The sequence below is a fragment of the Brevundimonas sp. genome (assembly GCF_036402095.1).
Classification (GTDB): Bacteria; Pseudomonadota; Alphaproteobacteria; order Caulobacterales; family Caulobacteraceae; genus Brevundimonas.
In genome coordinates this window covers 1-6,044 of record NZ_DASWTO010000035.1, presented here as the reverse complement: position 1 = coordinate 6,044, position 6,044 = coordinate 1, and the positions used below count along the sequence as shown (strand labels likewise).

The window sequence follows — 6,044 nt, the reverse complement described above, 5'->3', positions numbered from 1 at the left end:
CAGCATTTCTACGCCCGCTTCCAGCCGGTGACGGTCACGCGCCACCAGGGAGAGATCCAGCAGCTGCTGGACGGGGCCTCGTGGCTGTCGGCGGGGGGCGGGGGCGAACCCCTCTACATCATCGGTTACCGCGACTCGGCGGCCATGCAGCGCTACGAGCGCGAGGAAGCGCCCAAGCTGCGCGCCGCCGGGGTCGAGGTGCGGATCATCGTCTTCGCCCGGTCCGACCGGGAGGGGCTGAGCCAGTCGACGGCGGCGGAACGGGCCACGGTCGCCGAGCTGTGGCTGACGCGCGACTGGACCCTGTACCAGCGCTGGACCGCGACGCCCGCCAACAACTGGACCGCGGCCGGCATTCCGGCGGCCGACGGCAGCCTGGCCCGGACCGCCGTGGTCGACGCCGGGCGGGCATTCTCGGCCCAGCTGAGTCAGTATCTCGGCGGCGTCGGTCTGCAGACCCGTTACCCGCTGATCATCTGGCGCGACCGCGAGGGCTACATGAAGGCCTGCGCCTGTTCCGACAGCCGCTCATGGGCCTTCGTGCGGGACGATCTGGACGCGCCGGACCGGGTCGAGCCGCCCTCGGTGGTCGCGGACGGCGTGCCGCCGCCGACGGCCTGGCCTGGCGACGGCAGTCCCGAGAGCCTGCCCTATCCGACGCTGCCGCCGATCCCGCCGGCGGACGGCCAGCCGCTTCCGGCCCCGGGAGTCACGCCGGCGCCGGGAACCACGCCTGCGCCCGCCCGTCCGGCGACCCCGCCGGCCCCGCGCAAGGCGCCCGAGCCGAAACGGTCGGAAGACACGACCTTCTTCTGACGCCCGGTCAGAGCACGCGCTTGCAGACCTCGGCGAGGCGGTCGACGTCAGCCTCGTCCTGGTAGAGGCCGAAGCCGAACCGGATGGTGTCGTCACGGACGTCGGTGACCACATTGGCGTCCAGCAGCCGCGCCCGCCACGCCTGGGCGTCCGGGTGCCGGAAGGCGAGGAAGCGCGCGCGCAAGGGCTCGTTGGCGACGGGATTGATCAGCTCCGCCCGGTCCAGCCGCCCGGCCTCGCCGGCCGCGATGAGGTCCTGGAAGCGGCGCATCAGCCCGCGCGCGTGGTCTGCGACGTCCGCGGTGGTCAGGCCCGCCTCGTCCAGCATCCGGCGCACGCCGTTGAAACGGTACAGCGGCGTGGCGTCGAAGGTGGCGCCCCAGAACCGGCCGGCGTCGGCGCGGTACTGCACGTCCTCGGGCCGGCCCATCAGGTCGCCGAACTCGGCGAACCAGCCGGTCGCCACCGGCCGCGGGCAGAAGCCGTCCGGCGCGTGCAGGATGCCCGCGCCCTCGCCGGACATGGCGTATTTGTAGCCGCCGGTGACGTAGAACAGCTTGTCGGCGACCGCCGAGAGATCGGTCGGCGCGGCCATGAAGCCATGGTAGCCGTCGACCAGCACCCACGGACCGGCCGGATCCGCCAGCGCCGCCAGATCGGCCAGGCGCCCGAACGCCTGCCCGGTCTTGAAGAAGATCTGGCTGAGCACGATCCAGTCGAAACCGCCGCTCCGGGCCGCCTCGACGAAACGGTCCTCGAAGGTCTCGAACGGATGCAGCGGCACGCGGGTGACCACGGCCTCGCCGGCCTCCTGCCAGCGTTCGCCCTGGCGGCGAAACGAGTGGAACTCGCCGTCGGTGGACAGGATGCGGACCGGCTTCCCCTCGAACCCGGAGAAGATGCGCAGCAGGAAATCGTGGGTGTTGGGCGCGAACACCACCGTGTCCGGCGACGGCAGGTTCAGCTCGCGGGCGACGTGCGCCTGGGCCTCCGGCACGACGTCGCCGAAGACCAGGTCCCATTTGCGATCGGCGAATTTGTTCGCCTCGACCCAGGCCCGCACCTGGCCGTCGAACGAGGCGTCCGGCCACAGGTGATGGCTGTGGGCGGCGAAATGCAGCCGCCCGGGGTCAAGCGACAGGGCGCGGGAGAACAGGTCCTTGCGCGCGCCCGTCACGATCAGACCAGCGCGCCGTGGCAGTGTTTGAACTTGCGGCCCGAACCGCAGGGGCAGTCGGCGTTGCGCGGGGTGCGCTCCCAGTTCAGCGGCAGGGCCCCGGCCGGCAGGCGGGCGCGGTCCTCGCCCTGCAGCAGGCCCTCGGGCGACTGCGCCGCCGGATTGGCCATCTCGTTCTCGCCGGTGCCCGGGTTCAGGTGGATTTCCTGGAACTCCGGCAGCTCCATCGCGGGCGGCGGCTCGAAGCGGAATTCGACCGTCATCAGCCACTGGGTGACCTTGTGGCGCAGTTCGTAGAGCAGCGTCTCGAACAGGTTGAAGGCCTCGGTCTTGTACTCGTTCAGCGGATCGCGCTGGCCATAGCCGCGCAGGCCGATGACCCCGCGCAGGTGGTCGAGGTGCACCAGGTGCTCGCGCCACTGCATGTCGATCATCTGCAGCATGAACTGCTTCTCGAGGCCGCGCGTCTGCTCGGCGCCGATCAGCTCCAGCCGTTCGGCCGCGCGGGCGTCGGCGGCGGCCATCAGCCGCTCCTCGATCTCCTCGTTCGAGACGCCTTCCTCGGCGGCCCATTCGTGCAGCGGCAGGTCGAGGCCGAGGGTCGATTTCACCTTCTCGTCCAGGCCGTCGATGTCCCACTGCTCGGCATAGGCCTTGGGCGGCATATGCTTGTCGATCAGGTCGGTGATCACGTCGTTGCGGAACTCGGCGACCAGCTCGGACAGGTCCGTGGCGTCCATGAACTCCTGGCGCTGCTCGAACACGGCCTTGCGCTGGTCGTTCACGACGTCGTCGTACTTCAGCAGGTTCTTGCGGATGTCGTAGTTGCGGGTCTCGACGCGCTTCTGGGCGGTCTCGACGGCCCGGTTCAGCCACGGGTGGCTGATGGCCTCGCCTTCGGCCACGCCGAAGCTGCGCATGATGGCGTCCAGCCGGTCGCCGGCGAAGATGCGCAGCAGGTCGTCCTCGCAGGAGAGGAAGAATTTCGACGTGCCGGGGTCGCCCTGACGGCCGGTGCGGCCGCGCAGCTGGTTGTCGATGCGGCGGCTCTCGTGCCGCTCAGTGCCGAGCACGAACAGACCGCCGGCGGCCAGCGACTTCGCCTTCTGCACGGCGATCTCGGCCTTGAACTCGGCCTCGATGGCGGATTCCGTCTCCGGTGTGATCTCGATGCCGAGGTTGCGCTGTTCCTGGCGCCACTTCTGCAGCTTCATTTCCAGGTTGCCGCCCAGCTGGATGTCGGTGCCGCGGCCGGCCATGTTGGTGGCGATGGTCACCACGCCGGGCAGGCCCGCATCGGCGACGATGAAGGCTTCCTGCTCGTGCTGGCGGGCGTTCAGGACGCTGTGCGGAATGCCCTTGCCGCGCTTGATCTCGATATCGAAATCTTCGTCCTTGAGGGCCTGGTAGGCCTTCTTCGCCTCGCGCCGGACCTTCTCGTCGTCGCTGGCGACCTTCTCTAGCAGGTGCTGGTGCTGCGGCTTCAGCGTCTTGACCGGGACCTCGTACTCGAAGGTCTTGAGCAGTTCGGACAGGACCTCCGACTTCTCGATCGAGACGGTGCCGACGAGGATCGGCTGGCCCTTGACGTGGCACTCCGCGATCAGGCCGGCGATGGCCAGGTTCTTCTCGGCGGCGGTGCGGAAGATCTCGTCGTCGTGGTCGATGCGCTTGACCGGGCGGTGGGTCGGCACCTCGAGGACATCCATCTTGTAGATGTCGAGGAATTCCTGGGCCTCGGTCGCGGCCGTGCCGGTCATGCCGGACAGCTTCTCGTAGAGGCGGAAATAGTTCTGGATGGTCACCGAGGCCAGGGTCTGGTTCTCGGGCTGGATCTTGACGCCTTCCTTGGCCTCGATGGCCTGGTGCAGGCCTTCCGACAGCCGCCGGCCCTGCATCATGCGGCCCGTGAACTCATCGATCAGCATGACCTCGCCGGCCCGGATGATGTAGTCCTTGTCCTTCTGGTACAGGGTGTTGGCGCGCAGCGCCTGGTTGATGTGGTGCACCAGGCTGATGTTGGCGGCGTCGTACAGGCCAGTGGTGTCGGCGGCGAACAGGCCGCGCTGCTCCATGATCTCCTCGATCTTCTCGGAGCCTTCCTCGGTCAGCAGGGCCTGGCGCTGCTTCTCGTCGAGGTCGTAGGTCGACTTGTCCTGGATCAGGTCCTTGATGATCTCGTCGACGGTCAGATAGAGGTCCGAACGGTCCTCGGTCGGGCCCGAGATGATCAGCGGCGTGCGCGCCTCGTCGATCAGGATGGAGTCGACCTCGTCGACGATGGCGAAATGGTGCGGCCGCTGCACCATCTCGCGCCGGTCGTAGACCAGATTGTCGCGCAGATAGTCGAAGCCGAACTCGTTGTTGGTGCCGTAGGTGATGTCGGCGGCGTAGGCCGCCTGGCGCTGGCCCTGCGACAGGCCGTTGACGATAACGCCGACCTCCATGCCGAGGAAGCGGTAGACCCGGCCCATCCATTCCGCGTCGCGGCGGGCCAGATAGTCGTTGACGGTGATGACGTGGACGCCCTTGCCGCTCAGGGCGTTCAGATAGACGGGGGCCACGGCGACGAGGGTCTTGCCCTCGCCGGTGCGCATCTCGGCGATGCCGCCGTCGTGCAGGATCATCCCGCCGGTCAGCTGAACGTCGTACTGCCGCTGGCCGAGCACGCGCTTGGAGGCTTCCCGCGCCACGGCGAAGGCCTCGTTGAGAAGCTTGTCCAGCGACTCGCCGGCCGCGATCCGGTCGCGGAAGGTGTCGGTCATCATCCGCAGCTCGTCGTCCGACAGGGCGGCGAACCGGGCCTCGAGCGCGTTGATCTTCTGCACCCGGCCCATGAAGTCCTTGACCTTGCGGTCATTGGAGGAGCCGAAAATCTTCTTGGCGATGCCGAGCATGAATGATCCGAAGGCGGGCGAGCGGCTGGGGCTCTGGTACTGGAACGGTCCCGAAGGAGCGGCGGCGACGATGCGCCGGGCGAGGCCTCGGCGGCGGCGGCCCGGTGCGCCTGTCACAGGCGCGCGCAAGGGCCGCGCGAACGTTCGAAAACCCCTCGACTTGGGCGCAGGCGGGACTTAAGCACCGGCCTTATCCCTGTCAACGCGAGGGCCTTTGCCGCCCGTGACGGAGCACGCCCCGAAATGAGCCTCATCCAGCCCCGGATTCTGGTCCGCGCCCTGTTCCCGGCGCTGCTCGCGGCGGTGCTCACCGTATCCGCCTGCGGCGGGGGCGGTGGGTCCGACAGGCCGCCCGAGCCGGGCGACCGCGCCGTCGCCAAGGTGCAGGACGAGACGATCTGGGCCTCCGACGTCAAACGCGAGGCGGTGGCCCAGGGTCTGGTCGGGGAGGGCGAGCCGCTGGACGTCAGCTCGGACCTGTTCCGCCGGGTGCTGGACGAGGTCATCGACCAGAAACTGCTGGCCCGCGAGGCCGAGCGCCGCGGCCTCGACAATTCCGCCCTCGCCCAGCGCCGGCTGGCGGCGACGCGCGAGCGCATTCTCGGCGACATGCTGGTCGAGACCGTCGTCAACGGCGAGATCACCGACCGCAAGGTCGCGGAACTCTACCAGGAGCAGCTGCAGCTGGCCGAGACCTCGGAGGAGATCCGCACCCGCCTGATCCTGTCGCGCACCCGCCCGGAGGCCGAGGCGGTGATCGGCATCCTCGCCCAGGGCGCGACGTTCGAGGCCGTCGCCGCCCAGAGCTCGATCGACGACGCCACCCGCTATTCCGGCGGCGATCTCGGCTACCGCACCCTGGACGTCATGCCCGAGGCCTACGCCAACGCCCTGCGCGACAAGCCGGCGGGCTCGACCGTCGGGCCGTTCCAGACCGAGGGCGGCTGGGCCGTGCTGCGGGTCGAGGATCGCCGCAAGGAGACGCCGCCGACGCTGGAGCAGGCCCGGCCGCAGATCGTCCGCTACCTGACCTACGAGGGCGTTCGCGCCCTTCTGGAGCAACTGCGGGGCAAGGCCGATGTCGAGGTGCTGCTGAACGGCGACTCCACCTCCCAGGAGCCCGCCTCGGCGCCGGTCCGGGCTCCGGCCGCCGC

General features: G+C 69.2%; 4 protein-coding genes and 1 pseudogene. 2 read left to right on the top strand and 3 right to left on the bottom strand.

Annotated elements, in window-relative coordinates; genetic code table 11:
* Window positions 1-816, top strand: an 816-nt coding sequence (locus tag VGD32_RS02760) for a hypothetical protein (RefSeq protein WP_331030376.1), incomplete at its 5' end; no start/stop codon positions are given.
* 7 nt (window positions 817-823) lie between these two features.
* Here VGD32_RS02760 and VGD32_RS02755 read toward each other — a convergent pair.
* The 3 genes and pseudogenes from VGD32_RS02755 to secA all read right to left on the bottom strand — a co-directional run.
* Window positions 824-1,993: a class V aminotransferase gene (locus VGD32_RS02755; protein WP_331030375.1), complete on the bottom strand. Its 1,170-nt coding sequence runs from the start codon at window positions 1,991-1,993 to the stop codon at window positions 824-826.
* Window positions 1,994-1,995: 2 nt separating this feature from the next.
* Window positions 1,996-2,163, bottom strand: a complete 168-nt coding sequence (locus tag VGD32_RS14245) for an SEC-C metal-binding domain-containing protein (RefSeq protein ID WP_414644325.1) — start codon at window positions 2,161-2,163, stop codon at window positions 1,996-1,998.
* A gap of 69 nt (window positions 2,164-2,232) precedes the next feature.
* Window positions 2,233-4,890 (bottom strand): annotated as a pseudogene (secA, locus tag VGD32_RS02750) (preprotein translocase subunit SecA); the annotation flags it as partial.
* Between the two features lie 243 nt (window positions 4,891-5,133).
* Between secA and VGD32_RS02745 the strand changes: the two are divergent.
* Window positions 5,134-6,044: peptidylprolyl isomerase (locus VGD32_RS02745; RefSeq protein ID WP_331030373.1), on the top strand; the 911-nt coding region annotated here is incomplete at its 3' end.

Coding starts and splice junctions, on each gene's coding strand:
- VGD32_RS14245 (WP_414644325.1), bottom strand. CDS start 2,163: ATGGCCAATCCGGCGGCGCAGTCGCCCGAGGGCCTGCTGCAGGGCGAG.